The 25961-nt window shown below is 67.1% G+C and carries 24 protein-coding genes; 16 read left to right on the top strand and 8 right to left on the bottom strand.

The features are described from left to right. Positions 1-1418: alginate lyase family protein (locus tag ACI3KU_RS08430; protein ID WP_404921864.1), on the top strand; the 1418-nt coding region annotated here is incomplete at its 5' end. Between the two features lie 3 nt (positions 1419-1421). On the opposite strand, the gene ACI3KU_RS08425 is transcribed toward ACI3KU_RS08430, so the two are convergent. Then, the gene (locus ACI3KU_RS08425) at positions 1422-2345 is read right to left on the bottom strand and encodes a 3-methyladenine DNA glycosylase (protein ID WP_404921863.1); all 924 of its coding nucleotides are present in this window, start codon (positions 2343-2345) and stop codon (positions 1422-1424) included. A gap of 54 nt (positions 2346-2399) precedes the next feature. On the opposite strand from ACI3KU_RS08425, the gene ACI3KU_RS08420 reads away from it, so the two are divergent. Continuing rightward, complete coding sequence (locus ACI3KU_RS08420; RefSeq protein WP_404921862.1) at positions 2400-3479, top strand: hypothetical protein; 1080 nt, start codon at positions 2400-2402, stop codon at positions 3477-3479. Between the two features lie 322 nt (positions 3480-3801). Here ACI3KU_RS08420 and ACI3KU_RS08415 read toward each other — a convergent pair whose 3' ends face one another. From ACI3KU_RS08415 to ACI3KU_RS08400, 4 genes are read right to left on the bottom strand one after another with little or no spacing between them, the layout of a single operon-like run. Further along, positions 3802-5493: a cytochrome bc complex cytochrome b subunit gene (locus tag ACI3KU_RS08415; protein ID WP_404921861.1), complete on the bottom strand. Its 1692-nt coding sequence runs from the start codon at positions 5491-5493 to the stop codon at positions 3802-3804. Continuing rightward, positions 5490-6560, bottom strand: a complete 1071-nt coding sequence (locus tag ACI3KU_RS08410) for a Rieske 2Fe-2S domain-containing protein (protein ID WP_404921860.1) — start codon at positions 6558-6560, stop codon at positions 5490-5492. Before ACI3KU_RS08410 ends, ACI3KU_RS08415 begins: the two co-directional genes overlap by 4 nt. Before the next feature lie 36 nt (positions 6561-6596). After that, positions 6597-7397, bottom strand: a complete 801-nt coding sequence (locus ACI3KU_RS08405) for a c-type cytochrome (protein WP_404921859.1) — start codon at positions 7395-7397, stop codon at positions 6597-6599. Between the two features lie 20 nt (positions 7398-7417). Next, entirely contained in the window at positions 7418-8056 is a 639-nt protein-coding gene (locus tag ACI3KU_RS08400) for a heme-copper oxidase subunit III (protein WP_404921858.1), read from the bottom strand. A 187-nt stretch (positions 8057-8243) separates the two neighbouring features. On the opposite strand from ACI3KU_RS08400, the gene trpD reads away from it, so the two are divergent. From trpD to ACI3KU_RS08385, 3 genes are read left to right on the top strand one after another with little or no spacing between them, the layout of a single operon-like run. After that, a complete protein-coding gene (gene trpD, locus ACI3KU_RS08395) occupies positions 8244-9308 on the top strand; it encodes an anthranilate phosphoribosyltransferase (protein ID WP_404921857.1) in 1065 nt (354 codons plus the stop codon). A 19-nt stretch (positions 9309-9327) separates the two neighbouring features. Continuing rightward, a complete protein-coding gene (locus ACI3KU_RS08390; protein ID WP_404921856.1) occupies positions 9328-10314 on the top strand; it encodes a PHP domain-containing protein in 987 nt (328 codons plus the stop codon). A gap of 30 nt (positions 10315-10344) precedes the next feature. Continuing rightward, positions 10345-11577 carry a CynX/NimT family MFS transporter gene (locus ACI3KU_RS08385; protein WP_404921855.1) on the top strand — a complete coding sequence of 411 codons (1233 nt, stop codon included), beginning with the start codon at positions 10345-10347 and terminating at the stop codon, positions 11575-11577. On the opposite strand, the gene ACI3KU_RS08380 is transcribed toward ACI3KU_RS08385, so the two are convergent. Beyond that, positions 11578-12483, bottom strand: a complete 906-nt coding sequence (locus ACI3KU_RS08380) for a 5'-3' exonuclease H3TH domain-containing protein (protein ID WP_404921867.1) — start codon at positions 12481-12483, stop codon at positions 11578-11580. Between the two features lie 82 nt (positions 12484-12565). Here ACI3KU_RS08380 and ACI3KU_RS08375 point away from each other — a divergent pair, with 82 nt between their 5' ends. The 3 genes from ACI3KU_RS08375 (at position 12566) to coaE (ending at position 15245) form a co-directional block, all read left to right on the top strand. Continuing rightward, a complete protein-coding gene (locus ACI3KU_RS08375; protein ID WP_404921854.1) occupies positions 12566-12931 on the top strand; it encodes a TraR/DksA family transcriptional regulator in 366 nt (121 codons plus the stop codon). A 180-nt stretch (positions 12932-13111) separates the two neighbouring features. Then, entirely contained in the window at positions 13112-14560 is a 1449-nt protein-coding gene (rpsA, locus tag ACI3KU_RS08370) for a 30S ribosomal protein S1 (protein WP_404921853.1), read from the top strand. 85 nt (positions 14561-14645) lie between these two features. Further along, positions 14646-15245, top strand: coding sequence for a dephospho-CoA kinase (gene coaE / locus ACI3KU_RS08365; protein ID WP_404921852.1), 600 nt, complete (start codon positions 14646-14648; stop codon positions 15243-15245). Here the strand turns inward: coaE and ACI3KU_RS08360 are convergent. Continuing rightward, positions 15233-15835, bottom strand: coding sequence for a DUF4126 domain-containing protein (locus ACI3KU_RS08360; protein ID WP_404921851.1), 603 nt, complete (start codon positions 15833-15835; stop codon positions 15233-15235). The genes coaE and ACI3KU_RS08360 overlap by 13 nt on opposite strands. Positions 15836-15987: 152 nt before the next feature. Here ACI3KU_RS08360 and ACI3KU_RS08355 point away from each other — a divergent pair, with 152 nt between their 5' ends. The 3 genes from ACI3KU_RS08355 to uvrB all read left to right on the top strand — a co-directional run bounded on the left by ACI3KU_RS08355 (position 15988) and on the right by uvrB (position 21543). Further along, positions 15988-18042 (top strand): DUF1800 family protein, encoded by a 2055-nt coding sequence (locus ACI3KU_RS08355; protein WP_404921850.1) that lies wholly within the window; start codon positions 15988-15990, stop codon positions 18040-18042. 7 nt (positions 18043-18049) lie between these two features. After that, on the top strand, positions 18050-19420 hold the full coding sequence (locus tag ACI3KU_RS08350) for a DUF1501 domain-containing protein (protein WP_404921849.1): 1371 nt from the start codon (positions 18050-18052) through the stop codon (positions 19418-19420). Positions 19421-19485: 65 nt separating this feature from the next. After that, a complete protein-coding gene (gene uvrB, locus ACI3KU_RS08345; RefSeq protein ID WP_404921848.1) occupies positions 19486-21543 on the top strand; it encodes an excinuclease ABC subunit UvrB in 2058 nt (685 codons plus the stop codon). A 218-nt stretch (positions 21544-21761) separates the two neighbouring features. Here the strand turns inward: uvrB and ACI3KU_RS08340 are convergent, their stop codons facing one another. Then, complete coding sequence (locus tag ACI3KU_RS08340; protein ID WP_404921847.1) at positions 21762-21986, bottom strand: hypothetical protein; 225 nt, start codon at positions 21984-21986, stop codon at positions 21762-21764. A gap of 41 nt (positions 21987-22027) precedes the next feature. Here ACI3KU_RS08340 and ACI3KU_RS08335 point away from each other — a divergent pair, with 41 nt between their 5' ends. Genes ACI3KU_RS08335 through ACI3KU_RS08315 form a run of 5 tightly spaced genes read left to right on the top strand, consistent with a single transcriptional unit; the run spans position 22028 to position 25958 of the window. Further along, the gene (locus ACI3KU_RS08335; RefSeq protein WP_404921846.1) at positions 22028-22471 is read left to right on the top strand and encodes a MarR family winged helix-turn-helix transcriptional regulator; all 444 of its coding nucleotides are present in this window, start codon (positions 22028-22030) and stop codon (positions 22469-22471) included. 43 nt (positions 22472-22514) lie between these two features. Beyond that, entirely contained in the window at positions 22515-23237 is a 723-nt protein-coding gene (locus ACI3KU_RS08330) for a DUF4129 domain-containing protein (RefSeq protein WP_404921845.1), read from the top strand. Next, positions 23234-23713: a hypothetical protein gene (locus ACI3KU_RS08325; protein ID WP_404921844.1), complete on the top strand. Its 480-nt coding sequence runs from the start codon at positions 23234-23236 to the stop codon at positions 23711-23713. Before ACI3KU_RS08330 ends, ACI3KU_RS08325 begins: the two co-directional genes overlap by 4 nt. Beyond that, positions 23710-24684, top strand: coding sequence for an AAA family ATPase (locus ACI3KU_RS08320; protein ID WP_404921843.1), 975 nt, complete (start codon positions 23710-23712; stop codon positions 24682-24684). Before ACI3KU_RS08325 ends, ACI3KU_RS08320 begins: the two co-directional genes overlap by 4 nt. After that, the gene (locus tag ACI3KU_RS08315; RefSeq protein ID WP_404921842.1) at positions 24681-25958 is read left to right on the top strand and encodes a DUF58 domain-containing protein; all 1278 of its coding nucleotides are present in this window, start codon (positions 24681-24683) and stop codon (positions 25956-25958) included. The genes ACI3KU_RS08320 and ACI3KU_RS08315 overlap by 4 nt, the downstream gene beginning before the upstream one ends. Positions 25959-25961: the final 3 nt, after the last annotated feature.

The following is a 25961-nucleotide window of genomic DNA, read 5'->3' as shown; positions in this document are numbered from 1 at the left end:
CACCCAGCGCTCCCGCGCCGTCGCCCGCCGTGTCCCCGAGCACCCCCTCGCCGTCGCCCGCCGTTCCGCCGAGCCACACCGCTACGCTCGACCGCCTTCAGCCGGTCACGTCGGCGGCAGGGTTCGTTCACCCGGGCGTCTTCGTCACCCTCGCCGATCTCGCCGCCACCCGGTCACACCTCCGCGCGAAGGACGCGCCCTGGACCGCGCTGTTCGATGACCTCCGGTCGTCGCCCTATCTCACCCGCGGTGCCCCGGACTTCACACCGTTCGCGCCCACCGGGTCTGCTGGCCCGGGCGGGCCCTCGTGCAGCACCGCGAACCCTGCCGGGTGCGTGTCCTTCTGCGGGTCGTTCAACAACCCCGATCTGGGTTGCTCGCAACAGCAGGCGGACGCCCGTGCTGTGTACGGCCAGTCGCTGATGTACTCGTACACGGGCAAGAGCGCGTACGCGCAGCGGGCGATTGCGATCCTCAACGGGTACGCAGCGCACTATCGCGGCAGCGAGGGGTCTAACGGCCCGCTGGTCACCGCGTGGATGGCCGAGCAGATGATCCGCGGCGCCGAGCTGATCCGCTACACCTACACCCCGGCGAAGGGACAGCCGAGTTTCGACGTCGAGGGGTTCAAGGCGATGCTTCGCACCAGTGTGATCCCGACGCTCACGACGTTCGACTACGGGCGCAACAACGGGAACTGGAAGCTGTCCGCAGCAGACGGGCTGATGAACGCCGCCGTGTTCCTCGACGATCGAGCACTGTACGACGAAGCGGTGAGCATGTGGCGCGAGGCGACTCGCGCGTACATCCATCTCGCCTCCGACGGCCCGCTGCCCATCACTCCCGTGGGCGGGGAGGGGCGGTTCGAACCCCTGCCGATGCTCAGCTGCCGGTGGCTCGCCGACAAGCCCGCAGCATGCCAGACGCGTCCGAAGTCTGATCCGCAGATGTCTGTCCAGAACGGGCAGAATCAGGAGTCCTGTCGGGACTTCGGGCACGCATCGATGGGCCTGGCCGCGATCATCAACGGGGCGGAGACGGCGTCCATTCAGGGAACCGATCTCTACGGAGAGGAGCAGGAGCGCATCATCACGGGCGTGCTCTACACCGTCCAGGTCGCGCAGAGCTACGCGAGTCATGGGTGGCCGACCGGCTTTTGCGCGGGAACCACAGAGCCGGCAGGTGCCCTCGGGCTCACGGAGCTCGCCGCAACGACCGTCTATCAGGCGTATGTCGTTCGCCGCGGTGTCGCGATGGCTCCGGTCGCCATTCCCGGCTATCCGGCGTCGAGCGATCCCGACCCGCTCAGAACGTTCATCGCTGCACATCGCACTGCGACGAGCCCCGTCCGCAATGTGAGCGCGTGGGAGGCGCTGACGTCGTACGACGGTGCCATGGCGACCCGAAGATCGCGCTAACCGCTAACCGCTAACCGGCACGGGCTCCGGCACCGGCACGCGCTCTGTCACCGGACGAGCGCGTGTCACCGCGTCGATCAGATCATCGCGCAGTCGCTGCCCGCGCTCGGCGAAGACTCGTTGTCGGCGGACGTACTCGGCCTTTCCCTCGGCCGTTTCGACCGGGATGGGGGAGAAGCCCCAATCGCTCAGGTCGTAGGGGGAGGCGCGCATGTCGAGTTCGCGGATGTCGCGCGCCAGCTCGAAGCTGTCGAGCAGGACCGAACCGGGGACGAGCGGACCGAGCTTCAGCGCCCACTTGTAGAGGTCCATTCCTGCGTGCAGGCAGCCCGGCTGCTCCAGTAGAGGCTGCGAGGCGCGTGTCAGGGGTTGCTCGTTGCGAGGTTCAGCCGCCGGCGTGAAGAAGCGGAACGCATCGAAGTGTGTGCAACGCAGATCGTGGGCTTCCACCACATCGTCGGTTCCCGCCTGACCCAGCCGCAGCGGCACCGGGTGGCGATGGTCCGGCTGGCGGTACACCATCGCCCACTCGTGCATCCCGAAGCACCCGAATCGCGCCGGACGGGTTGATGTCGCCGATAGGAGGGCGAGCACATGCTCGGTGCCGTCGCCACGGTCGTGCCAGAACGCGTCGACATCCACGCGGACATCGCCGGTCCCAGGCAAAAGCTCGTACCAGCGCCAGGTCGTCTGCGGGGCATCGGCCGCGTCCGCCAGGACCACAGCGGCCCCCGGATGCCATCGCCGGATCACTGCAGGCTTGTACGAGTAGTACGTGAAGAGGAAATCCCAGACCGGGTGCTTCTCGCGTCGCGTGGCGCGCGCACGATGCTCCGCGGTGAGCTCGTCCGCTCGGACGACGTGGCGTTCCTGCAGCTCCTGCCAGTCTGCGCGGGAGAGCACCGCACGGTGAGGGGAAGACCACATGGATCAATTCTCGCGCAATTCCGGGCGACGCGCGTGTGTCAGTAGCATCTACTCATGCATTCATACCCGACCGGTGGGGCTCCGACGGAACGCGTGTTCCGACAGTCCCAGACGCGAAAGATCATCTCCGCGATCTTTGTGATCGCTATCCTCGCGGTTCTCGCGTTCTTGTTCGTCCCGAAGTTCCTCCCGAACACGATGACGCATGCGCTGCGGTTCACGGTGGCCGGTGTGCTGGTGGCGGCGGTGGCGTTCCTTATGTTGAGCTCGGCGCTGGTGTGGACAAACGTACGGGTTGTGGTCACTCCGACGACAGTCGAAGTACGCCGACCAGGAAAGGTGCTGCACACCTGGGACCGCTCGGTCACCGGATTCTCGACGCACATCGTCAAACACAGCACCAATGGGATTCCCACGAACACCGAGCGCATGCTGATCGCGCACTATCCCGGGGGCGAGACGAAGGTCTCGTTCAACGCGATGAGTCGCAATGCGTTCAACGAGATGTACGCCCTGCTCACCGCGGAGAGCCGTGCCGCGATGGCGCAGGCTGAAGCGCAGTCGCGGGCGTTGGCGGGCCAGCCCGTCGTCGACCCCACGGGTGCACCCATGACGCGGCAGTTCGCTCCCGCCCCGGGGCTGCCGCGTACATTCACCGCCAACCTCGCGCCGATGCGCAAGCGCGGCCGTGTCGCACTGATCATCGCTGCGATCGTCGCGGTGATCGCCGCCGCTCTGACGTACTTGGGAGTGCAGTCGCTCGATGAGTTCACGCTGCTGATGGCGTCGTTCATCGCCTGGTTCGTGGCCGTCGTCTGCGTGCTGATCTGGCTGGGTACTGTCACCGAGTCGCGCAAGTACCCGACGGTGACGGAGATCGGTGCCGCCGGCATCACCATCGACGGCACCGTCTACCCCTACTCCGGCATCAGCCGTATCTGGCTCACGCCAGAGACCTACCAGCAGCGGCGTCTGCAGCTGGTGGGGCCGACGGGCGTGCGGAAAAAGTACTCCTACGGTGCTGCTGTGGGCAAACCTGACGCGCAGCCCATGCCGCAGTGGGGCGAACTGGTGCGCACGCTTCAGGTGGCCACGGCTCACAATCCCGGTCTGGTGTCCTTCGACCTCAGCTGACCGTGGGTGGCCGGGTCGTCGAACCCAGCCACGCCGGTGAGAGATGAAAAGCACCGCCCGCAGAGGTCTGCGGGCGGTGCTTTTCATCTCCCACCGGGGGCCCAGCGCATCCGCTCCGGTGAGAGCGTGGACCGCGTGTTCCGGCTCGGGTGCGCTGCGCCGTGGAGCTGGCGTATGCGTCGTGCGCTGCATGGCACGTAACTGATCAGCACCGCTCCGACGCCGCCCCGTGTCCCGACACGAAACGGCGCCGAAGGCGGAAACGGAGAAGGCGGAAACGGTGAAGGGCCCCGACCGAAGTCGGGGCCCTTCACCGTTGTGCTTACTTGTGGTCTTCGCCGGACTCGATGGCGGCGTGATCGTCGCCGTGCGATCCTTCGACGCCATGTGCAGCGTGAGCCTCAGCGGATTCGATCTCGGTCTGCGTGACCGGAGCGAGGCGGTCCTCGAAGAACCAGCGCGACAGCGAAGCGCGGAGGTTCTGCGTCCACGGGATGCGACCCTGAGCGTTGGGACGCACCACCAGAGGAGCATAGGTCTCGTAGTCTACGAGCTTCACGCGCTCGTAGGCGTCGACGGGCTTGTGCACCTCGATGAACTCGCCACCGGGCAGACGCACGATGCGACCGGACTCGTAACCGTGCAGCGCGATCTCGCGATCCTTCTTCTGCAGGGCGATCGCGATGCGCTTCGTGAGGAAGTACGCCAGGACCGGGCCCAGGATGAGCAGGGCCTGGAGGACGTGGATCACGCCTTCCATCGTCAGGTGGAAGTGCGTCGCGATGAGGTCGGACGAAGCCGCCGCCCACATGACCGCGTAGAACGTGACACCGGCGGCGCCGATCGCCGTACGGGTCGGAGCGTGACGCGGGCGCTGAGCGATGTGGTGCTCGCGCTTGTCACCCGTGACCCAGGCCTCGATGAACGGGTACAGCGCCACCAGCACGATGAAGCCACCGAGCACCACGAGCGGGATGAGGATGTACCAGGTCAGCGAGTAGTTGCCGATCACGGTCTCGAGGTGCGGCGGGATGAGACGCAGCATGCCGTCTGCGAAGCCGATGTACCAGTCGGGCTGGGTACCTGCGGAGACGGGGGACGGGTCATACGGTCCGTAGTTCCAGATCGGGTTGATCTGGAAGAGCGACGCGACCAGCACGATCACACCGAAGACGATGAAGAAGAAGCCACCCATCTTCGACATGTAGACCGGCATCATCGGGAAGCCCACGACGTTGTTGTTCGTGCGACCGGGGCCGGCGAACTGCGTGTGCTTGTTGATGATCATCAGCACGAGGTGCAGACCCACCATGGCGATGACGAGCATCGGCAGCAGAAGGATGTGCAGCGTGTACAGGCGGCCGACGATCTGGTCACCCGGGAACTCGCCGCCGAAGAGGAGGAACGAGGTCCAGGTGCCGATCAGCGGGATGCCCTTGACCATGCCGTCGATGATGCGCAGACCGTTGCCGGAGAGCAGGTCGTCCGGCAGCGAGTATCCGGTGAAGCCCTCTGCCATGGCCAGGATGAACAGCACGAAGCCGATCACCCAGTTGAGCTCACGCGGCTTGCGGAACGCGCCGGTGAAGAACACGCGGAGCATGTGCACACCGATACCGGCCACGAAGACGAGAGCCGCCCAGTGGTGGATCTGGCGGACCAGCAGACCGCCACGGATGTCGAACGACAGACGCAGCGTGGAGTCCATGGCCGCCGACATCTCGACGCCGTTCATCGGGAGGTAAGCACCCGAGTAGTGCGTCTCGACCATGGAGGCCTGGAAGAAGAACGTCAGGAAGGTCCCGGAGAGGAACACCACCACGAAGCTCCACAGTGCGATCTCACCCAGCATGAACGACCAGTGGTCCGGGAAGATCTTGCGGCCGAGCTCCTTGACGAAGCCCGAGAGACTGGTGCGCTCGTCCAGGTAGTTCGCGACGCCGCCGACGAACTTGCCGCCGAGCGGCTTGCTTTCGTTGGCCTTCTGCTCAGAAGGCGCGGTTGCGGTGCTCAATGACGCTCCCAGAAGCTCGGGCCGACGGGCTCCGTGAAGTCGCGGCGCGCGATCAGGTATCCCTCGTCGTCAACAGTGATGGGCAGCTGCGGCAGCGGACGAGCCGCCGGTCCGAAGATGACCTTGGCGTGCTCGGTGATGTCGAACTGCGACTGGTGGCACGGGCACAGCAGGTGGTGGGTCTGCTGCTCGTACAGCGCCACTGGGCAGCCGACGTGGGTGCAGACCTTGGAGTAGGCCACGATTCCCTTGTACGACCAGTCCTTGCGCTCTTCGCTCTCGATCAACTGCTCGGGGTGCAGACGGACCAGCAGGACGATGGCCTTCGCCTTCTCCTCGAGGTAGCCGTCGTGGTGCGAGAGAGTTGCCAGAGACTCCGGAATGACGTGCACGGCCGACCCCAGGGTGAGGTCTGCCGCACGGATGCGGATTCCCTCGGGGTCGCTGGCGAGGTACTCGCCTTCCTTCCACATGGTGTGCTGCAGCAGCTTCACCGGGTCGCCCTTGATCGGGTCGTCCTCGCTGGAGTGCGGAGCAAGCCCGCGGAAGAGCGTGATGCCGGGGATGATGGAGGCCGCGACCGCTGCGATGAGCGAGTTGCGGATCATCGTGCGACGGCCGAAGCCGCTCTCCTCGTTGGCAGCCGCGAACACCTGAACGGCAGCCTCGCGGGTGCTGTCCTTGCCGCGGGTGCTGTGCCGGTCCTCGATGAACTCGCGGTCGGACATGAGCGCCTTCGACCAGTGGATGGCGCCGATGCCGATCGCGAGCAGCGCCAGAGCGATGCCGAGACCGATGTAGAGGTTGTTGTGGCGCACATCGATGAGGCGCCCGCTCTCGATCGGGAACAGCATGTAGGCGGCGACCGCCCAGATGCTGCCGGCGAGCGAAAGGTAGTACAGGGTGTAGACCGTGCGCTCCGCGGCCTTCTCGGCCTTCGGGTCCTTGTCCGTCATCCGCGCCCGGTGCGGGGGGAGCCCGGGGTTGCGGGCTGGGTCAGAGACCTCGACGGCGAGACCCGCTGAGGGCTGGTGGTCCAGCGCCTTCGAGTCGTCCTCGTGTGCCATTGTGCTCCTCGTACGTGACTTCTTCTGCGGACCGGGTCAGTTGGACTTCGCCGTGATCCACACGGTGATGGCGACGAGCGCGCCGATACCGAAGATCCAGATGAACAGACCCTCGGAGACGGGGCCAAGCGAACCGAGCGTCGCGCCTCCCGGGGAGACCTCCTGCTGCGTGTAGAGCAGCGAGGAGATGATGTCGCGCTTGTCCTCGTCCGTCAGCGTCATGTTGTTGAACACCGGCATGTTCTGCGGACCGGTGACCATGGCTGCGTAGATGTGCAGAGCGCTGGTGGACGTCAGCGGCGGGGCGAACTTGCCCTCCGTGAGCGCTCCACCTGCGGCAGCGACGTTGTGGCACATGGCGCAGTTGATGCGGAAGAGCTCCGCACCGCGTGCGACGTCGCCGTCGCCGTCCAGAACGTGGTCGGCCGGGTAGGTGGCACCGGGAGCGACGGACTGCACCCAGGAGGCCATCGCCTTGATCTGATCTTCGGTGAACTGAACCGGCTTCTGCGGAGCCTGCGGTCCCTGGAACTGCAGGGGCATGCGACCGGTGGACACCTGGAACTCAACCGACAGCTCGCCGACGCCGACGAGCGCGGGTCCGGTTTCGCTGCCCTCGAGGTTCATGCCGTGGCAGGTGGCGCAGTTGGCCTGGAACAGCTTCTGGCCGTCCTCGATGGTCAGCGTGCTTGCTGCGCTGGTGTCGGTCGTCGCGGCGACAGCCGCGGATGCTCCGGCGTAGACGCCGCCCGTGACGATGAGGCCGAGGCCAATCATCGCCACCGCGGCGAGGCGGGAACGACGACCCTTCGCGCGAGTCTTCTTCTCTCGTGCCATGTCGGTATCAGCTCCGGTTCTTACTTGAGGAAGTAGATGACGATGAAGAGTGCGATCCACACGACATCGACGAAGTGCCAGTAGTACGAGACGACGATGGCGGTGGTCGCCTCCTTGTGGCGGAAGTTCTTCACGGCGTACGCGCGTCCGATGACGAGAAGGAACGCGATCAGGCCACCCGTGACGTGGAGGGCGTGGAAGCCGGTGGTGAGGTAGAAGGCAGACGCGTACGAGTCGGCCTGGATAGGCATGCCCTCCGTGACCAGGGTGGCGTACTCCCACACCTGGCCGGTCACGAAGACCGCGCCCAGAGCGAAGGTCAGCCAGAACCACTCGACCATGCCCCAGCCGAGCAGGCCGCGCTTCTTGGTGGAGTACGGCTGCATGCGCTCGGCAGCGAACACGCCCATCTGGCAGGTGACCGAAGAGAGCACCAGGATGGCGGTGTTCACGAACGCGTAAGGCACGTTCAGCATCTCGGTGCGGCTACCCCAGAGGTCGCCTGAGGTGCTCCTCAGGGTGAAGTAGATCGCGAAAAGGCCTGCGAAGAACATGACCTCAGATCCGAGCCACACGATGGTGCCAACGGAGACGGGGTCGGGTCGCTTGATGGTTCGCGCCACGGGGGCATGCGTCACTGTGCTCGTCACAAGTCCCATTATTGCTGATTTTCTGTCAGGGTTTTCGCAGTTGACGCCTTTCGGTCTGCGGGTCGACACTCAGGCGGGCGTGCGCGCACCCTGGGAACCAGCAGTGCATCAGGGACGGACCAGCCGTACACGTTCATCGGAGGCGGCCAAGTTGCCGACGCACTGTCGGCGTGTCGCTCGCTTGTAGGATCGGCACATGACCGAAGCGCTCACCTGGCCCGATCTGCTGACAGCTCTCCTGGAGCGTCGTGACCTCAGCGTGTGGGAGTCGACCTGGGCCATGCGGCAGGTGATGGCGGGCGATGTGAGCGATGCTCAGCTGGCTGGTTTCCTGGTCGCCCTGCGGGCAAAGGGCGAGACCGTTGACGAGATCGTGGGCTTCCGCGATGCGATCTTGGAAGCCGCGCTTCCGCTGCCGGTTCCGGTCGACGTGCTGGACATCGTAGGCACGGGCGGTGACCGCCACAGCACGGTCAATGTATCGACCATGGCGTCCATCGTGTGTGCCGCTGCGGGTGTTCCGGTGGTCAAGCACGGCAACAAGGCGGCGAGTTCGTCGTCCGGGGCCTCCGATGTGGTGACAGCGCTGGGTGTTGACCTCTCGCTCTCGCCCGAGGGCGTCGCGGAGGTTCTCGCGCGCACCGGTCTGACTTTCGCGTGGGCTGCAGCGTTCCACCCCGGGTTCCGTCATGCCGGCGCCACGCGCAGCCAGCTGGGCGTGCCAACGGTGTTCAACATCCTGGGTCCGCTCTGCAACCCGGCGCGCGCCGAAGCGAATGCCGTCGGCGTGGCCCAGCTGGATCGCGTTCCACTGATCACCGGGGTGTTCCGTACGCGCGGTGCGACCGCCCTCGTGTTCCGCGGTGATGACGGTCTGGACGAGATGACCACGACCGGCCACAGCCGCGTCTGGGAGGTGACCCGCGGAGACATCCACGAGCACGACATCGATCCGCGCGATCTGGGTATCCCTTTCGCCCGGTTGGAGGATCTCCGCGGTGGCGACCCGAAGCACAATGCGGCCGTCGTTCGCTCCGTGCTCGCGGGCGACACCGGCCCCGTGCGCGACATCGTGGTGCTGAACGCCGCAGCCGGTATGGTCGCCCACCGTCTCTCACAGGATGCGACACAGGCGCAGCGGCCGATGGTGGAGCGGCTTGCCGAAGCTGCCGTCGTCGCCCGTGAGGCGATCGACAGCGGTGCCGCCGAGGCGCAGCTCGCCTCCTGGATCGATGCGACGAGAGAACTCGCCACCGCGTGAGCGGTGCAGGGAAACTGCTATGGAGCCCGTCGACGCTCTAACCGAGATCGCCACCCTGCTGGAGCGGGAGCGGGCATCGAAGTATCGCTCGAAGGCGTTTCGCTCGGCCGCGGCGGCGATCGACGGGCTGACGACGGGCGAATTGTCGGACCGACTGCGTTCCGCGCACATCGCGGGTGTCGGCGACACCAGCCGCGCGGTCATCCTTCAGGCGCTCGACGGACAGGTGCCTGACTACTTGGCCGAGCTCCGTGCACGATACGCCGTGACCGAGAGCACGCTGCGACCCGCTCTGCGCGGGGATCTGCACGCGCACACCGATTGGTCGGATGGCACCGCCGGCATCCAGGCGATGATCGATGCAGCCGTGGCTCTCGGCCACGAGTATCAGGCGATCACCGATCACTCGCCCCGGCTGCGTGTGGCCCGTGGGCTGACGGCCGAGCGGCTGGCAAGCCAGCTCGATGCGCTCGACCAGATTCAGGCGCCGATTCGGGTTCTGCGCGGTATCGAGGTCGACATTCTGGAGAACGGCGAGCTGGACCAGACCGACGAGATGCTGGCGCGCCTGGATGTGGTGGTGGGGTCCGTGCACTCGAAGCTGCGCAGCTCGCGCGAGGACATGACGCGGCGGATGGTGCGCGCTGTCAACTCCGGTCGGATGCACGTGCTGGGTCATGTCACCGGTCGCCTCGTGACGGGGGAGCGCGGGACGCGACCGCCGTCCGAGCTGGATGCGCGTGCCGTGTTCGCGGCGTGTGCGGAGCAGGGGGTCGCGGTGGAGATCAACTCCCGCCCGGAGCGCGCCGATCCGCCCGATGATCTCATCGGCGTCGCGCTGGAGGAGGGGTGTCTCTTCGCCATCGACTCCGATGCGCACGCACCGGGTCAGCTCTCCCTCCTGGATCACGGTGCGGCGCGTGCAGAGGCGTGTGGCGTGCCGGCTCAGCGCATCGTGACGACGTGGCCGATCGCGCGCCTGGAGGCCTGGCTGGCTCGAGCGTGAGGGGGAGCAGCCCGCGCCTAGACTGAAGTGATGTCTTCTTCAGCCGTGCGCCGATCGCTTCCCTGGCTGGCCCTGGCGGGCGTCATGGTGGCTGCACTCTCGATGCGGTCACCGATCGTGGCGCCGACGCCCGTGATGTCGCGCATCACCGCCGACCTCGGGATCGACACGGGCACGGCGGGCCTGCTCACCACGGCTCCCGTGCTGATGTTCGCGCTGATGACGCCGGTCGCCGCGCTGGTGATCCGGCGCCGCGGTGCCGAGTTCGCCCTGATGAGCACCCTCGTAGGTGTGCTTGTCGGCACCTTCGTGCGGGGCCTGCCCGGGTTCGGCTGGATGCTGGTCGGGATGATCATCATCGGCGGCTCGATCACGATCGGCAATGTCGTCGCGCCCGTCATCATCCGTCGTGAGGCGCCGCCGACCCGGGTGGCGACGATGACCGCCGCGTACACGGCGATGCTCAACGTCGGCTCCCTGATCACCTCACTCGCGACGGCTCCGCTGGCATCGGCGATCGGCTGGCAGTGGGCGCTGATGGCCTGGAGCGGGCTCACGGTGATCGGGATCCTGCTGTGGAGCACCCACATGGCGCGACGTCGCGCGGTAGCGCCTGTCGCCATCGACACCCTTCCGGAGCGCGATGCCGTCGCCACGATCACCGGGCCCACTCCGGTGGTCGGCGCGGGATCGAAGAAGAGAATCCTCCGACCGATCACCGTGCTCCTCATGCTGGCGTTCGGCTGTCAGTCGGCCGCGTACTACGCGCTGACCACGTGGCTTCCGACGATCGGCGCCGATCGTCTCGGCTTGGACCCCAACGCTGCCGGGGCGATGTCATCGGTGTTCCAGGGCGTGGCGATCCTCGGCGCCTTCCTGGTTCCGGTGCTCGCGCGCTACACCCCTCCGCTCGTTCCGGTGATCGTCGTCGGGGCGACCTGGGTCACGACCACCCTGGGCCTGGCGATCGCGCCCCAGTTGATGCTCCTCTGGATGTGCGTCGGAGCGGTCGCTCAAGCGGGCGGGTTCGTCGCGATCTTCGCGATGATGGTGCAGATCTCTCGTTCCGACGCTGAGGCGGCCGGCATGAGCGCGCTGGTCCAGGGCGTGGGTTACGTGATCAGTTCATTCGGAGCGCCGGTGACGGGCCTGCTCCACGACCTCTCGGGTGGGTGGACGTTGCCGCTGTGGACGCTCGTGGGCGTCACGGTGACGTATGCGTTCATGCTCATCGGTGCGGCACTGGCCGTGCGTCGCGGCTGATCAGGCCGCGACCGCGGCCTGATAGCGCTCCAGTGCGGAGGCGTAGCCATGGCGCTCGGCGAGTGTGCGCGCGGTGACCGCCTGATCCGCGCTGAGCGGTGCGATGACGCCCGGAGTGACCTCGATGTCCACGCCGCGAGCCACGGCGACCACCGTGGGAGCAACCTCCAGGTACACCGCGGCCGCGAGGAGCTTCTTCTGCACTCCGGCGCTCATGCCGGTTCCGCTTTCCGCCGCCGTGATGATCCCGGCGAGAGTCTCGTGCTGCTGGAGGAGCGTGGCAGCTGTCTTCTCACCGACTCCGGCGACACCGGGAAGCCCGTCGGATGCATCGCCCCGCATCGTTGCGAAGTCCGCGTACTGGTCGGGGCGGATTCCGTACTTGGCGATGATGGTCTCATCCGTCACCACCTCGAGGTTGCTCATTCCGCGCGCCGTGTAGATGACACGAGCACCGCGGGAGTCGTCCACGAGCTGGAAGAGGTCGCGGTCGCCGGTGACGATGTCGACCGGGTTCGCGGTCCGTGTCGCCAGGGTTCCGATGATGTCATCCGCCTCGTACCCCGCCGCCCCGACGATCGGAATGCCGAGGGAGTTCAGCATCGCTCGGATCGCCGGAATCTGCGCCGTGAGCTCGTCGGGTGTCTCCTCGACGTCCGGCTCGCCGGCGCGCTCTGCGACGACACGATGCGCCTTGTAGGTCGGGATCAGGTCGACGCGCCACTGCGGGCGCCAGTCGTCATCCCAGCACGCGACGATCTCATCCGGACGGTAGGTGCTCACCAGCTTCGTGATGATGTCCAACAGCCCGCGCACGGCGTTCGCGGGGGAGCCGTCGGGAGCACGCACGGTGTCGGGAACACCGTAGAACGCGCGGAAGTAGAGCGAGGCGGTGTCGAGAAGCATCGTGCGGGTCACGTGCCCATCTTGCCCTGTCCCGATCCCGCGCGCACGACCGCGCGCCCGGCGACGGGAGTACGGTACCGGCATGGTGAATCGCGACCTCAGTCGCGCTGTGACGGTGCTTGCGGCACGTCGTGCGGCGGCGCAGGCCCGCGCGACGGCGGCGGCCGATCAGTTGGCGCATGTCGGCGCGATGCGCGACAGCGCGGGAGGCGACGACGAGCACGACCCGGAGGGGGTGCCGCTCTCGGAGGAGTGGTCGCGATTGGACGCCCGGCGTGCGGCCGCGGAGCAGGAGCTGCGTGAGATTGCTGCCGCCGAAGCGCGGGTCTCAGACGGTCGGTACGGTGTCTGCGCCGACTGCGGTGAGCAGATTCCGCTCGCTCGACTCGAGGCGCTGCCATTCGCCCTGAGATGCGTGCCTTGCGCGGAGAAAAGAGGTTCGCGCTGAGCGATCACCGGGGCACGCCAGCGGCATGATTCTGATAGTGTTGACTGTCACGGATTTGTGGCGCTTCCGCCGCGCCGTGATCAGCAACACAACCATCCAATCGCCTCGCGGCTGAGACGTGCTCGCACGTCGTCGATGTCGCGTGGCCCGAGAAACATCCACACAAGGACAACCCACTACATGACTAACGCAAGCGCCCCGGCCACCAAGCAGGTCGCGATCAACGACATCGGATCTGCGGAGGACTTCCTGGCCGCGGTCGAGAAGACGCTCAAGTTCTTCAACGACGGCGACATCATCGAGGGCACGATCGTCAAGATCGACCGCGACGAGGTCCTGCTCGACGTCGGCTACAAGACCGAGGGTGTCATCCCCTCGCGTGAGCTTTCCATCAAGCACGACGTCGACCCCAACGAGGTCGTCAGCGTCGGCGACCAGGTCGAAGCCCTCGTTCTCCAGAAGGAGGACAAGGAAGGCCGCCTCATCCTGTCGAAGAAGCGTGCGCAGTACGAGCGCGCGTGGGGCGACGTGGAGAAGATCAAGGAGAACGACGGCGTCGTTACCGGTTCGGTCATCGAGGTCGTCAAGGGCGGCCTCATCGTCGACATCGGCCTGCGCGGCTTCCTCCCGGCGTCTCTCATCGAGCTGCGTCGCGTCCGCGACCTGACCCCGTACCTGGGCCAGGAGATCGAGGCGAAGATCCTCGAGCTGGACAAGAACCGCAACAACGTCGTGCTCTCGCGCCGCGCTCTGCTCGAGCAGACGCAGTCCGAGACCCGCACGCACTTCCTCAACAACCTGCACAAGGGTCAGGTTCGCAAGGGTGTCGTGTCCTCGATCGTCAACTTTGGTGCGTTCGTCGACCTGGGTGGCGTTGACGGTCTCGTCCACGTCTCCGAGCTCTCGTGGAAGCACATCGAGCACGCTTCTGAGGTCGTCGAGGTTGGCCAGGAGGTCACCGTTGAGATCCTCGAGGTCGACCTTGACCGTGAGCGCGTCTCCCTGTCGCTGAAGGCGACGCAGGAGGACCCGTGGCAGGTCTTCGCCCGGACCCATGCCATCGGCCAGGTCACCCCGGGTAAGGTCACCAAGCTCGTTCCGTTCGGTGCGTTCGTACGCGTCGCAGACGGCATCGAGGGCCTCGTGCACATCTCCGAGCTTTCGGGCAAGCACGTGGAGCTCGCGGAGCAGGTTGTGTCGGTCGGCGAAGAGGTCTTCGTCAAGGTCATCGACATCGACCTGGACCGTCGTCGCATCTCGCTGTCGCTGAAGCAGGCCAACGAGTCTGTCGACCCGTACGGCACCGAGTTCGACCCGGCCCTCTACGGCATGGTCGCGGAGTACGACGAGAACGGCGAGTACCAGTACCCGGAGGGCTTCGACGCCGAGACCGGTGCCTGGAAGGAAGGCTTCGACACCCAGCGCGAGAAGTGGGAGCAGGAGTACGCCGCTGCCCAGGCTCGCTGGGAGCAGCACAAGGCTCAGGTCATCAAGGCCGCCGAGGCCGAGGCGCAGAACGACTCGTTCGACGCGTCCTCGTCCTTCACGAGCGACTCCAGCTCGTCCGGCACGCTGGCCGACGACGAGGCTCTCGCGGCTCTGCGCGAGAAGCTCTCGGGCAACGCCTGATCCAGCCCATCACGCAACGGGGTCGGGACCTTCGGGTCCCGGCCCCGTTGCCGTTTGTGCGCGCGACCGGTGGCAGGATGGGCACATGCCCCTGATCGCACTCACCGGCGGTATCGCCTCCGGAAAGTCCACCGTCGCGGCGCGTCTCGCATCACATGGAGCGATCGTCATCGACGCCGATGCGATCGTGCATGAGCTGCAGGCACCGCATCAGCCACTCCTTGAAGAGATCGCCGCTGTCTTCGGTGCCGACATGGTGGTCGACCGTGTGCTCGACCGTGCGCGACTCGGACAGGCCGTGTTCGGCCGCCCCGATCGCCTCGCCCAGCTCAACGCCATCGTCCATCCCGCGGTGAAGCAAGAGTCGCAGCGGCGGTTCGCGGAAGCTCGGGAAACGGATCCGTCAGCCGTCATCGTCTACGACGTTCCGCTTCTTGCCGAGGCGCGAGGCACGGGGGAGTGGGACCTCGTCGTGGTCGCTGACGCTCCTGCAGAGATCAGGGCCGAGCGCCTCGTGACACTCCGTGGCCTGTCGCACGACGACGCGGAGCGCCGCATCGGATCTCAGGCCAGTGACGACGAGCGTCGGGCCCTCGCCGATGTGGTCATCGACACCAGTGGGACGCTGGAGCACACCCGAGAGCAGACCGACGAGCTCTGGGCTCGTCTCACTCAGCCGGTCTGAGCTGCACGCAGTTCGCGTCGTCGCCGCCGACCGCGCCGAATCAGCATCACACCGCCGATCACGAGCGCGATGACAAGGACGATCGCGAGGACCGGGAGCAGGATCGCGAGCACCGACACGACCACGGACACGCCGTCCTCGATCGTGCTCAGCACGGGCGCCGCGACCCCTGCAGTGGCGAGATTGGCTACCGGCCGTGCCGTCGCCTTGATCCCGTGCACGAGCAGTGCGATCACGATGCCGGTGATGACGGGACCCCAGTCGATCGTGCTCCAGGAGGCGGCGTCATCGAGCGTGAGGGCTTCGGCACTCGCGCCCGCACCGAAAGCGATTCCTCCAGCGGCCGGACGGATGGCCGTGTGGATGATGTCGTTCACGGTGTCCAGCGCGGGGACCTTGTCGGCGACCACTTCGACGATCAGCAGCCCGCCGATGATCCACAGGGCGAGGTCGGACGAGAGCCATTGCCACGTGCCGGGCAGCGGTACGAGGTCGGTGAAGCGAGACAACAAGCCCAGAATGAGCAGCGGAATCCATGCGTTCAATCCGGCCGCGGCGGCAAGCGAGGAACCCACGAGTGTCTCGATCACTCGGCCAGCCTACTCAGCGTGAGGGTGCTCTCATGAGTGTGAGAGAAGCCTCATCCCATTGGTCGCGGCTGCCTCATCGGGCTTCGCTAGCCTCGTGATACCTCCCTGCGTCCCCTCGTTGAATCCCATTCAGCTTGCAGAGGTACGCCACAATGCACCCCGAAGCGGACGTTCCGCGCGACATCGTCCCCGCCACCCGTCGTGCCGCTCGCCGGACGAACGCGAGCTCCGAGGAGCCCGAAGTCTCGCAAGACTCGGCAGTCCCGCAAGAAGAGGTGCCGACGCCTCGGCGTCGAACCGTCATGCGTCTCGGCGTGGCTGCCGCGGGCACCGCCGCCCTAGCCGCGGTCGCCGCCGTGATCGCCCCACGCGCCGGTGGCCCCGCGGCCGCACCGTCGCCGAGCGCGTCCGCAACACTCGGAGGCGGATCCGGCCCCGCACCTCGACCCACCACGTCTGCACCGGTGCCGCCCACGCAGCCCCAGCCATCCCACACACCAGAACCCCCGGCCGTGCCGCAGCCGACGCCCGGCCCGGACGAGAGTGTCGGTCCCGACGCGCCGAAGGATCGCGATGACTCGCTCACGCAGGCAGAGCCGGAGCCGCCAGTCCCACAGCCCGTGGATCCGCCGCTGCCCCGCGAGCCCGATCCTGTCGTTCCAGACCAGCCCTCGGATCCCGACGCACCGGAGAAGCCCTCCGAACCCGTGAGCCCGGATCCGACCGAACCGGCGCAGCCATCCGAGCCGTCCGAACCCGCAGAGCCCACGTCCCCGCAGCGCCCGACCGACTCCCTCCCGATTCCTGTTGCGGATACCGCCGAGGCTCGCCGTCACCTGCTCCGGCGGGTGGGGATCGCCGTGGGCGAAAGCGCGCTGAGGGAGATCGAGAGCGCCGGACTGCGAGCGTGGGTCGCGCAGCAGCTCGACCCGACGGCGAAGGATGCCATCGAACCGGTGCTGCGCTCGTGGTACCCGGCGTCCTACTACAGTATCGATGAGGCGCGGGCTGCACTGGCCGACGACGTCGACCCCACGGCTGCGAGCGAGACCGAGCAGTCCACGCTGGCACGGCGTCTGTTCGGGTCACGCCAGATCTTCGAGCAGGTCGCCGACGTGTTCGCCAACACCCTCAACGTGCCGCCGATGTACGGCGACAGCATGACCTGGAGCGTCGCCGACTATCACCGCACGGTGATCCGCGCGCATGCGCTGGGCAGATACGCCGACATGCTGCATGCTGCCGCCCGCCACCCGGCGATGATGGTCGTGCTCGACAATCGTCGTTCGTCCGCTGCGGACGTGAACGAGAACTATGGCCGCGAGCTCCTGGAACTGCACACGGTCGGTTATGGAGCGTACACAGAGGCCGAGGTGCGCAGCTCGTCGATGATCATGTCTGGTCGTCGCATCTCGGAACAGGCCTTCAGCTGGGAGCCCGAACATCACGCGCTGGGACCGGTGAGTGTGTTGGGATTCACCGACCCCAACACAGATGCAGCGGCCGGGCTGGAGCTCGGTGATCGATACATCGCGCATCTGGCGCGTCATCCGCGCACCGCCGAGACGATCGCGCGCAAGCTTGCGGTTCGATTCGTGTCTGACCGGCCATCCGCCGATCTGGTCGCGGCTCTCGCCGATGTGTATCTGTCGACGGACACGGACATCCGGGCCGTGATGGTGGCGCTGATCTGCAGCGAGGAGTTCTGGAGCTCTCAGTCGACGAAGCTGCGACGCCCCACGGACGATCTCAGTGGGGTCATCCGCTGCATCGAGATGACGATTGACCGCACCAACATCGACGAGGTGCGGCGCATGTTCTGGACCGTCGACAACCTCGGCGACGCGCCGCTGCGCTGGGGGCCGCCCAACGGCTACCCGGATGTCGCGGAGGCTTGGCTGGGTGCCGGGCAGATCGCCGGGCGGTGGGATCACCATCGAGAACTCGTCAACGGCGACCGACTCACCTTCGAACCGTCCGAGGGTTTCCTGGCGCGAATCACGCCCGAGGCGGGGCAGACCGCCGGTGGCTGGGCCGATCAGGTCAGCCAGGTGGTGCTTGGCGCCGCGGCAGATGACCGCGACCGTGGGGCTGTCACGGCCTTCCTCGGCGTCTCTGCCGACGCCACCGTCGAGCCTCGTCACGCCAATCAGAGGGCGAGCGTCGCCGCCCTCTTCTTCGACTCGCCCCGCTACCTCCTGCGATAGGACTCCGATGAGCAACGACTTCATTCCGCATCCGGACTGCCCGGATTGGCGCAACCTCGGGCCCAACGACGATGAGGCGATGATCCGCCTGATGGGCGATGCCGTTCGAGCTGATGCCGACGAGCGTCCCGAGCAGTGGCGACGCGGCTTCACTCGCCGTCAGTTGCTCGCCGGCGGCCTCGGGCTCGGTGTCGCCGCACTCGGTGCCCAGCTCGTGACCACGCGGGTGTCCTATGCCCAAGCAGCGGACGACGCCGAGGCGGGCGGAACTCGACGCACGCTGGTGGTGGTGTTCCTCCGCGGCGGGATGGACGGGCTGTCCGTCCTGGTGCCCGCGGACGATCCGCAGCTGGTCGCGTGGCGTCCCGACATCGCGGTTCGGCCTGGCAACCTCATGCGGATGGACGAGCGGTTCGGGTTGCATCCGGCGCTCGGCGCTCTCAAGCCGATGATCGATCGCGGTCGCGTCGCCGCGGTACCTGACATCGCGACACCCCAGCTCACGCGAAGTCACTTCCAAGCGCAGGACTGCCTCGAGCGGGGTGGATCCGGCGGGGCGTCGTCCCGCGGTTGGCTCGACCGCGTCCTGGAGGCGAGCGGCGAGGGGACGACCTTCCGATCGATGTCGATGACCTCCAACCTCACGCGCTCCCTGGCCGGCGTGAGCCACTCCCTGGTCGCTGAACAGCCGTCCGATCTGACGTTCCGCTCGCCGAGTGAGTGGGGCGGTGCGACTCGCGAGGCGCTCTCCACGCTGTACACCGGTCTGGATCACCCGATCGCCGTGCATGCGCGGATCGCGCTGGATGTCGACGCACAGGCGGCGACAATCGCCGCGTCGCAGGACGCCCGGCCAGACATCTATCCGGCCGGCGAGTTCGGCCAGCAGCTGCGGATGCTCTCGACGCTGATCCGTGACGACATGGGCGTTCGGGTCGCCACGGTGGACCTCGGGGGCTGGGACATGCATACGGGTGTCGGTGACGAGGGCAGCGGAGACATGCGGGACATGCTGGCGGCGCTCGGCGACGGTCTCGCCGCCTTCTTCACCGACCTGGGTGAGAAGGCGGACGCCACCACCGTCATCCTGATGAGTGAGTTCGGGCGTCGGGTGAACCAGAACGCGAGCGGCGGCGTCGACCACGGGCATGGCGGCTTGGCGATCGCCCTCGGCGCCGGTGTCCGCGGCGGCGTGTACGGCGACTGGCGAGGGCTGGACAGCACGATGCTCGAGACCGGGGACCTGCCAGGAACCAACGACTTCCGTGACTTCTTGAGCGAGGTCGTGCAGGGCACCGTCGGGCTGAGCAGCGCGCAGGCGTCGGCCGTCTTCGACGGCTGGCGGCCCACGTCGATGGGCTTCCTCGCGCCGGTATGAGCCCCGATCATGCGCCGAGAGCGGACGACGAGCTCAATGTCGGTGGCCCGTTCTAGGCTGGATTCATGCAACCAACGCGTGCCGTTCGTCCGTTCGAGGTCGTCAGCGAGTACATGCCATCGGGCGACCAGCCCGCGGCCATCGCCGACCTGGCGGCGCGTATCAATGCCGGCGAGACCGACGTCGTGCTTCTGGGTGCCACGGGTACCGGAAAGTCAGCCACCACGGCCTGGCTCATCGAGCAGGTCCAGCGCCCCACGCTGGTACTCGCCCACAACAAGACGCTGGCTGCGCAGCTCGCCAACGAGTTTCGCGACCTCATGCCGCACAACGCCGTCGAGTACTTCGTCTCGTACTACGACTACTACCAGCCCGAGGCTTACGTGCCGCAGACGGACACCTTCATCGAGAAGGACTCGTCCATCAACGCCGAGGTGGAGCGGCTCCGCCACTCCACCACCAACTCTCTGCTGAGCCGACGAGACGTCGTCGTGGTCTCCACGGTGTCGTGCATCTACGGCCTCGGTGCGCCGGAGGAGTACCTGCGGGCGATGGTCGCGCTGCAGGTGGGGGAGCGGTACGACCGCGACGCCCTCATCCGCCAGTTCATCGCGATGCAGTACAACCGCAACGACGTCGACTTCTCTCGGGGCAATTTCCGTGTGCGTGGCGACACGATCGAGATCATCCCGGTGTACGAGGAGTTCGCGATTCGCATCGAGATGTTCGGCGATGAGATCGAAGCGCTCTACCGGCTCCACCCGCTCACAGGCGACGTGGTCGACAAGCTCGATTCGGTGCCGATCTTCCCGGCTTCGCACTACGTCGCGGCCACCGATGTCGTTCAGCGAGCGATCGGATCCATCGAAGAGGAGCTGGCGGAGCGCCTGGCTGAGCTCGAGGGCCAGGGCAAGCTGCTGGAGGCCCAGCGCCTGCGCATGCGCACCACGTTCGACCTGGAGATGCTGCAGCAACTGGGCTTCTGTTCGGGCATTGAGAACTACTCCCGTCACATGGACGGTCGTGAGGCGGGGGAGCCGCCGCACACGCTGCTGGACTTCTTCCCCGACGACTTCCTGCTGGTCATCGACGAGTCGCACGCGACGGTCCCGCAGATCGGCGCGATGTACGAGGGTGATGCCTCCCGCAAGCGCACGCTGGTGGAGCACGGATTCCGACTCCCGTCAGCGATGGACAACCGCCCTCTGCGCTGGGACGAGTTCAAGAATCGCATCGGACAGACGGTCTACTTGTCCGCCACCCCCGGCCGCTACGAGATGGGCATCGCCGACGGCATCGTGGAGCAGATCATCCGCCCCACGGGGCTGATCGACCCGGAGATCGTGGTCAAGCCTTCCAAGGGACAGATCGACGACCTCCTCGAGCAGATCCGGATGCGGGTAGAGCGAGACGAGCGTGTTCTCGTCACCACCCTCACGAAGAAGATGGCGGAGGAGCTCACAGACTTCCTCGGCGAGCACGGCGTGAAGGTTCGCTATCTGCACTCGGACGTCGACACGTTGCGCCGGGTCGAGCTGCTGACCGAGCTTCGAGCCGGTATCTACGACGTTCTCGTCGGCATCAACCTGCTTCGTGAGGGCCTCGACCTGCCCGAGGTGTCGCTGGTGGCCATCCTCGACGCCGACAAGGAGGGATTCCTCCGCAGTGGCACGTCTCTCATCCAGACGATCGGTCGTGCTGCGCGAAACGTGTCCGGTGAGGTACACATGTACGCGGACGTGATGACCGACTCCATGAAGACCGCCATCGATGAGACCAGCCGTCGTCGGGAGAAACAGCGGGCCTACAACCTGGAACATGGCATCGACCCGCAACCGCTCCGCAAGCGCATAGCGGACATCACCGAGGTTCTCGCCCGTGAGGGTGCCGACACCAAGGCACTCCTGGAGCGCGCGAAAAAGCGCGGAGGCGGGGCGAAGTCCAAGCGTGTGGGTATCGGGGCCGAGGGTGCCGAGCAGCTGGAGCAGACTATTGCGGATCTCAGCGACCAGATGCTCACGGCCGCGTCCGAGCTCAAGTTCGAGCTTGCGGCGCGACTGCGTGATGAGGTGCAGGAGCTGAAGAAGGAGCTGCGCGCCATCGAGCGTGCCGGTCACGCGTAGGGAGACCGGCAGGGTGCCGTCCGATGGGACGGCGTGACGAGTCCACGCATCGCCAGAAGTACGTGCCGCATAGCGTCGTGCGGGGCATGGGTGGGCGGCGCTGCCGGTGCTGCGCAGGCACGGTGAGAACACGGAGCACCAGCGCCGCGTGGCCCCCGCACCTCGCGGGCAGTGCATCAGGGGCAGTGCATCAGGAGCAGTGCATCAGGGGCAGTGCATCAGGGGCAGTGCATCAGAGGCTTCGGGCCGGAGCGGTCGAAGGTGTGCTCCGACATCGGGTGGCCGCACAGCGGGCAGGGTGCGCTCTGGCGCGGGGCCGGCGGCTCGCTCTCGTACGGCCCGACCGTCGCCGGCCCGGCGATCCGAATCAGCGAAGAGTTGAACCAGGCATAGAGACCCCCGGCCTCGCGGATACGGTCACGCAGACGCTGTTTGTCGCTCATATACTTAGTGTACTAACTATTGGTCCACGTATGATCGAAACATGGCTGAAAAGGACGAGTATCTGAAGCTCGATGCGCAGCTCTGCTTCGCGCTCGTGACGGCGGCGCGCAACGTGGTCGCTCTCTATCGTCCGATTCTGGAGCCGCTCGGCCTGACCCATCCTCAGTACCTGGTCATGCTGTCCCTGTGGGAGCAGTCGCCGCGGACGCTGGGCGAGCTGGCCGACTCGCTGGCCCTGGAATCGGCGACTGTCTCACCACTGGTGAAGCGTCTCGAAGCTCAGGGACTGGTCCTGCGTCAGCGAAGCGCCACAGACGAGCGACGTCTGGAGATCATCGTCACCTCAGAGGGGCAGGCTCTGCGAGAGCGAGCGTTGGACGTCCCGCCCGCCGTGATGAGCGCCGTGCACATGAACGTCGACGAGGTGAGGGAACTGCGAGAGGCGCTCCGCCCGTTCGCGGGTGGCCATGATCGCGTTCTCTGAGCGGACCCCGGTCCGTGTCGGCGCGCACGGGTAGGGTGGGCGCATGCGCAGTCCCCGGGAGACACAGGATCCTGCGCGCTCTCGGCTGCTGGGCCTGCCGGGTGTTGTGACCGTGACGGCGATCATCGTCTTCGTCGCACTGGTCAGCACGGTGCAGGGTGTCCCGCGCGTGGATCCGCCGGACTTCGGAGCAGTCTCCCCGCCTCCGATCACCCCACCACCGGCCGCGTCGGCAGCTCCCGGCGAAATGCCGACTCCGCCGCCCGTCGATCCCGCCGCATCTTCGGCGATTCAGGTGGTGTTGGCGCTGCTCCTCGCAGCCGTACTCGTCTTGCTTGGCATCTGGGTGACACGTCACCTGATTCGGTGGCTGCGCGAGCGCCGCGTGCACGCACGCGCCGGGGTCAGCCTGACGGAGGGCATCGCGGGCGTTGCCGCACCTGAGCCCGACGCGCAGGTGATCCGTCGCGGTATCGCTGCTGCGCTTGCCGAGATGGATGCCGATCGCGAGCCCGCCGATGCCATCGTCGCGGCGTGGGTCGGCTTGGAGGAGTCGGCGGCCGACGCTGGTCTGCGCCGCGAACCGACCGAGACAGCCGGAGAATTCGTCGTGCGCATCATCGCCCGGGATCAGCGTGCCACAGCGGATGTCGGCACACTGCTGCGCCTGTACGAGGACGTGCGCTTCGGTGGGCGCAGCGTCGACGACGCCGAGCTTCGGCTCGCCCGGGCCGCTCTGCGGCGTATCGAGACGGTGTGGTCGTGACGCGCCCACTCCTCGGGTCGATCGTCGGCGCTCTGCTCGCCGGCGGGGCGGTGTTCATCGCGTGCACGATCTTCGGCGTCGAGACCTTGTTCGCGCTGGCGTGGGGTCTGGCTGTGAGCGTGGTGGTCGCGGCCGCGCGCGTGCTGCAGACGGACGAGCTCCCGGTGTGGCCTCCGCAGCCTCCCGACGACGATCGGGTCGGAGTCTCGGATGTCGCGCGCTTGGCCTGGACGATCAGCCCGACCTCCGGTTATCCCGGACGCACCGCGGTGCTGCGCGTAACGGATGTGCTGCGCCGCCGACTGCGCGCGCACGGACTGGAGCTCGACGATCCGGATGACGCGGCAGCAATCGACGGCCTCCTGGGCGCACACGTGCGCGCGGGCCTGCTTGCGCCGCACCCCACGGCCAAGGCGCTGGAGGCAGCGGTCGTCGCGGCGGAACGACTTTCCCCCGAGACACAGGAGAACAGATGACGGAACAGTTGACGGTTGCCGATGTCGCCGATGCCGGTGCGCGGATTCTCGACCAGGTGCATCGAGTCGTGGTCGGGATGCAGGACAGCCTCGAGATCGCGCTCGGCGCGGTGCTCGCGGGCGGTCACGTGCTCTTCCAAGACGTTCCCGGCCTCGGCAAGACCGTGGCCGCCCGATCGCTCGCAGCGGCGCTCGGTCTCGACTTCCGACGTCTGCAGTGCACGCCCGACATGCTGCCCGGCGACGTGACGGGATCATTCGTGTACGCCCCGGACACCGGAGAGTTCCGATTCCGACCGGGGCCGATCTTTGCCGGACTGCTGCTCGCCGACGAGATCAACCGCACCACACCCAAGACCCAGTCGGCGATGCTGGAGGCGATGGCGGAGCGCCAGGTCACAGTGGAAGGCACACGCTACCCGCTGACAGAGCCCTTCCACGTGTTCGCGACCTCCAATCCGATCGAGTTCGAGGGCACGTACGCACTGCCCGAAGCCCAGCTCGATCGATTCATGGTGCGCCTCGGCGCGGGCTACCCGAGTCCGGAGGGCGAGACGGAGATTCTGCTGCGTCGCGTGCGCCGCGGGCAGGAGTCGCCCACGGTCGAGTCGGTGACGACAGCCGAGGAGCTGCGCGCGCTCCAGCGCGTGGTCGAGGCCATTCACATCGATGAGGACGTTGCGCGCTACTGCGTCGATATCGCGCGCACGACGCGATCCGCACAGCACGTGGCCGTGGGCGCCTCGCCGCGCGGTTCGCAGGCACTGCTGCTGCTGGCGCGAGCGCTGGCAGCCCTCGCAGGGCGAGAGTATGTTCGTCCCGACGACGTCAAGCGCATCGCGGTTCCCGTGCTGGCACACCGTCTTTCGCTCTCACCACAGGCCTGGGCGCAGGGGGTCTCGCCGGAGCGGATCGTGCAGTCGGTTGTGGCACAGGTTCCCGTGCCGCCGACCGTGGGCGCGGCGCGATGAGCCGACTCCCGCGGCACGCGGCATGGCACCCGAGTGCTGCACTGGGAATCGCGGCAATCGGCACCGTCGTGCTCGTTGCGGTCGGCGCCGTGCTCGCCCGTCCGGATATCGTGATCCTCGGGTTGCCCTTCGCGTTGTGGTTGGTCTTGGCGCTGCGCCAGCGCCAGAGATCAAGCGATGCGCGAGTCGAGGCACTGGTGGACGAGGAAGCGACGCGCGAAGGTGAGCCGCACTCACGCGTCCGCGGGCACACTGACGCGGAGCTGGTGGACCTCTGGGTGCTGCAGGGCCGTCGCCACGTCAGTGAGGTTGTTCTCACGCCGGACCAGGAGGTGCGGGCCCGCAGCACTCTGCTGCACTCCGGCCCGGCGAGGCTCCTGGACGCGCGGGTACGGGCGCTCGGTGCCGACGGCGCCCTCGTGTCCGACACCACGGCAGCGCACACACTCGAATGGAACGCCGCTCCGCGTCGGCGACAGATCGGCGAGCTCGCCCTGGGGTCGCGCCTCGGTGGCCTGCACGGGGCGCATGCGGGTCGTCGTCCCGGCAGCGGAGGCGACTTCCGCGATATCCACCCGTTCGCGCCGGGTGATGAGCTGCGGCGTGTCGACTGGCGTGCGACAGCCCGCTTGGCGCGCCGACCGGGCGAGCTGTATGTGCGGCGTACGCAGGCCATGAGCGAGGCCACGATCCTCGTCGTGTTGGACATCGCCGACGATCTGGGGCAGGTGGTGGCCACCTGGGGGAGCGGCGACGAGGAGCAGAGCGGTCCGACCTCCCTGGACCTGGGCCGTGAAGCCGCACGGGCCATCTTCGAGTCGGCACTGGATCGCGGAGATCGGGTGCAGTACCAGGAACTGGCGGCGGCAGGCCGCCTGGTGCGAACCGGTTCGGGCGCCCGGCAGCGGGCGCGCGTGCTCACCGCGATCAGCGCAGCCCGACAACGTCCGGCGGGGGAGCGGTATCGACGCTCACCACTCACTCCACCCGGTGCCACCGTGTACGTGCTGTCCACGTTCTTCGACGGATCGGCACCGACGCTCGCGGCCCAGTGGCGTGCCGGCGGCCATCGCGTATTCGCCGTCGACATTCTGCCGCAGCCCGACCTATCCCGGTTGTCCTGGGCACAGCAGCTGGCGGCTCGGACGCTGTTCCTCGACCGCGAGAATACGTTCGCCGACTTCGCTCGTGCGGGGATCACCGTCCTGACGTGGGCCGGCGACGACTTCGCGACCGACCTCGCAGCGGCTCGACGCGATCGGGCGATGACATGAGGC

The organism is Microbacterium sp. ZW T5_56, assembly GCF_044987425.1.
Taxonomy (GTDB): domain Bacteria; phylum Actinomycetota; class Actinomycetes; order Actinomycetales; family Microbacteriaceae; genus Microbacterium.
Note: the sequence above shows the minus strand (reverse complement) of the source record. Positions and strands in the feature narration are given on the sequence as shown.